4 protein-coding genes are annotated in these 3,074 nt (G+C 59.8%); 1 reads left to right on the top strand and 3 read right to left on the bottom strand.

Annotated elements, in window-relative coordinates; genetic code table 11:
• A partial coding sequence (locus RR842_RS10005; protein WP_332729648.1) for an AbrB family transcriptional regulator occupies window positions 1–1,089 on the bottom strand: 1,089 nt, incomplete at its 3' end.
• Window positions 1,090–1,215: 126 nt separating this feature from the next.
• Between RR842_RS10005 and RR842_RS10000 the strand changes: the two genes are divergently transcribed.
• Entirely contained in the window at window positions 1,216–2,127 is a 912-nt protein-coding gene (locus RR842_RS10000) for a helix-turn-helix transcriptional regulator (RefSeq protein WP_332729647.1), read from the top strand.
• Window positions 2,128–2,203: 76 nt separating this feature from the next.
• Here the strand turns inward: RR842_RS10000 and RR842_RS09995 are convergent, their stop codons facing one another.
• Entirely contained in the window at window positions 2,204–2,554 is a 351-nt protein-coding gene (locus RR842_RS09995) for a thioredoxin family protein (RefSeq protein WP_332729646.1), read from the bottom strand.
• A 25-nt stretch (window positions 2,555–2,579) separates the two neighbouring features.
• Window positions 2,580–3,074: permease (locus RR842_RS09990; RefSeq protein WP_332729645.1), on the bottom strand; the 495-nt coding region annotated here is incomplete at its 5' end.

Genomic DNA, 3,074 nt, shown 5'->3' with positions numbered 1-3,074 from the left:
TTCCACTAGAAGACAGATCAGGTTCACTATCTGGGGGAACAGGGCCATCACTGTCACGGCTCTGACCACCTGCATTATCACGACATCGGTGTTCTCTATTCCCATATCGTCCATGATGAGCGCCATGTCGGAGGCTCCTGCGGGGCTTGCGATGAGCATGCCCTCCTTGCGCCCATAGCCGAACAGCCGTCTCTCCATCCCACCAGTGATGAAACAGTTGGCGGTGTAGAGCACCACCACGATTAGTATCGGCACGACGAGCGCCGACATGCCGAGCAGCCCATCCAGCGTGAGGAGGGTTCCGAGATAGCATCCCGCGACAAGCTGGCAGAGCTTCTTGACCCATTTGGGTATGTAGGCGAAATCGAAGCAGAGTTTCAGGACGAGCACCGCAACGATGGCGAAGGTGAAGGTCATGCCGGGCACGTGCGTCGCCTTGCCGACCAGCCCAGCGAGAGCTGCGACACACAGAGCCGCCACGGTTGAGAGAACCGACTTCTGCTTGGATTTCGTCCTCGATCCACTGCTCGATTCCACGTCCGATTCCCGTTCGTCGGGATGCCCGTGCGCCAATTGCAGCTTGTCGAATCCGGCCACCACCGCAGGCAGTATCGCGATGCCGAGCACCTGGCGGACAAGCTGCAGTATCGCGACGCTCGGGGCATCCGCTCCCATGTCGGCCGCGACCACCGGCGTGTCGTTGATGCCCCCGGGGACACAGCACATGAGCGAGGTGACGAGGTCGAGCGGGCTTGCGGCCCAGATGAGGAAGCCCCCGAAGACCATGAGCACGAGGCAGGCCGTGAGCATCACGGCCACCGGGCCGCCGATCTTCGTGAGGCGCTTGAGGTCGCTTCTCTCCATGGAGCACCCCACGAACGCACCGGCCACTATCTGCACGGCGGTCCGCGTGCCGTTCGGAACCCAGGCGGCGGAGAAGGCGCAGTTGACTATCGCCACTCCCACGAACGCGCCTACCATGTAGCCTGCAGGCACCTTCATCTTCTTGAACAGCAGCCCACAGCCCACGCCCACCGCAAGCGTCAGGAGCAACTTCGCGTATGTCGGCAATTCGTACAATCGGGGCATCCCTTCCTTTCTCGGTGAAGTATAATCCGAACAGGAAACTGTTAGTCACCAAACGTAACGAGGCGGGACGTTTTCATACCTATTCGTCCCTCTTCGTACCTGTTGGCAACAACGAACTGAGGAATTATGACAAACGAGGAAGCCTTGACCGCCGATGAGGTCGCAGAGATACTTCACGTCGGCAGGAACGCGGTGTACGCTCTTGCGAAGTCCGGCGAGCTCAGCTCATACCGGATAGGACGGCGGCTTCGCTTCACCTATGCGGACGTCCAGTCATACATCAGCCGTTCCAGGAAAACCGAGATGCCGAAAAGTCCGCCGATCCCGACGCGCCCGCATGACAGCCTCGTGCTCTGCGGCCAGGACATCATCCTCGACGTCCTCTCGAACTACGTCACGCAGGCCGGCGTCGAGTGCCTTCGCTCCTACGTGGGAAGCTACGATGCGCTGACCGCACTCTACAAAGACGAGGTTCAGGTGGCATCCGCCCATCTCTGGGACGGCGATACCGACACGTACAACGTCCCGTTCGTGAAGCGGCTGCTTCCGGGCATTCCAACTGTCGTGGTTCACCTCACGAACCGCACCCAGGGCTTCTATGTGGCGAAGGGCAATCCCAAGGGAATCAATTCCTGGGAAGACCTTCTGAGACCGGGTCTGGTCATGGTTAACCGCGAGAAAGGCGCGGGCAGCAGGATCCTCCTCGACGAGCATATGAGACTTCTGGGAGCCACGCCGACGAGTATAGCCGGTTATGATACCGAAGTGCAATCGCATGTGGCTGTTGCGAGTGCCGTCGCACGGCACCACGCTGACGTCGCGGTGGGAAGCGAGAAAATAGCGCGCCAGGTAGACGGCATCGATTTTATCCCCATGCAGAAGGAACGCTACGACCTGGTCGTGAAGGAGGAGAGGTTCGAGACAAGGCCCATACAGGTGATGATGGGCATCCTCGAATCGGGGATAATGAAGGACGAGTTCGCGGGCTTGGGAGGATACGACACGTCAGACATGGGAAGAATAGTCTCGATAAGCTGATGACACTGCCATATCCCTGTTGCGGCAGTGCCATCAACCGGCTGCCCGTGATCCGACGTCATTCGGTCTATGCTGCCTAACTCCGAACCTTCTGCAGCAGATGCACCACTTCGTCGGTCTTGAGCACCTTGCCGAACGAGACCACCTTGCCGTCCACGACGAGCGCGGGGGTCGTCATCACCCCGTAGGCCGCGATCTGCGAAAAATCTGTCACGTGGTCGATAGAAGCGTCCATGCCGAGCCTTTCAAGGGCTTCCCTCGTCGCGGCCTCAAGCGCGTTGCACTTCGGGCAGCCGGTGCCGAGTATCTTCACGCTGGCACCTTCGGCTTTCGCGGATTCCGCCTTCGCCATGCTCTCGGCATCGAAATCTCCGCAGCAGCAGGAATCGCCTTTGTCTTCTTTGCTCTTCTTCCCAAACAGTCCCATGATTGCAATCTCCTTTTCCGTCCCTCTAGACGAGGAACATCCCGAACGCGTTCAATGCATAACCGCATATGATCACACCGACGATGACGACGCCGATGAATATGCCCAAGAGCTTGCCGGACACGACTTTCTTCAACATGACGAGCGAGGGAATCGAGAGCACCGTCACACTCATCATGAATGAAACGACGGTGCCCACCCCCACGCCCTTGGCCACGAGCGCCTCGGCGATGGGCAGCGTGCCGAAGATGTCGGCGTAGACGGGCGCGCCGAGGAGCGTAGCGAGAATGACGGAGAAGGGATTGTTGTCGCCGAGGACCGTCTGGATTACCTCGGTGGGGATCCAGTTGTGGATAAGCGCTCCGATCCCGACGCCGATGAGCACGTAGGGCCACACCTTCCCGACGATCTGGCCGACCTGCTCCCACGCGTAGACTGCGCGATCCCTGTGCGTGAGCGCGGACTCCTCCTCGTCGCTTTCCACGAGCGCCCCCTCGCGCACGAACGCGGGTATCTCGCC

This window comes from Gordonibacter sp., from assembly GCF_036667095.1.
Taxonomy (GTDB): domain Bacteria; phylum Actinomycetota; class Coriobacteriia; order Coriobacteriales; family Eggerthellaceae; genus Gordonibacter.
Note: the sequence above shows the minus strand (reverse complement) of the source record. Positions and strands in the feature narration are given on the sequence as shown.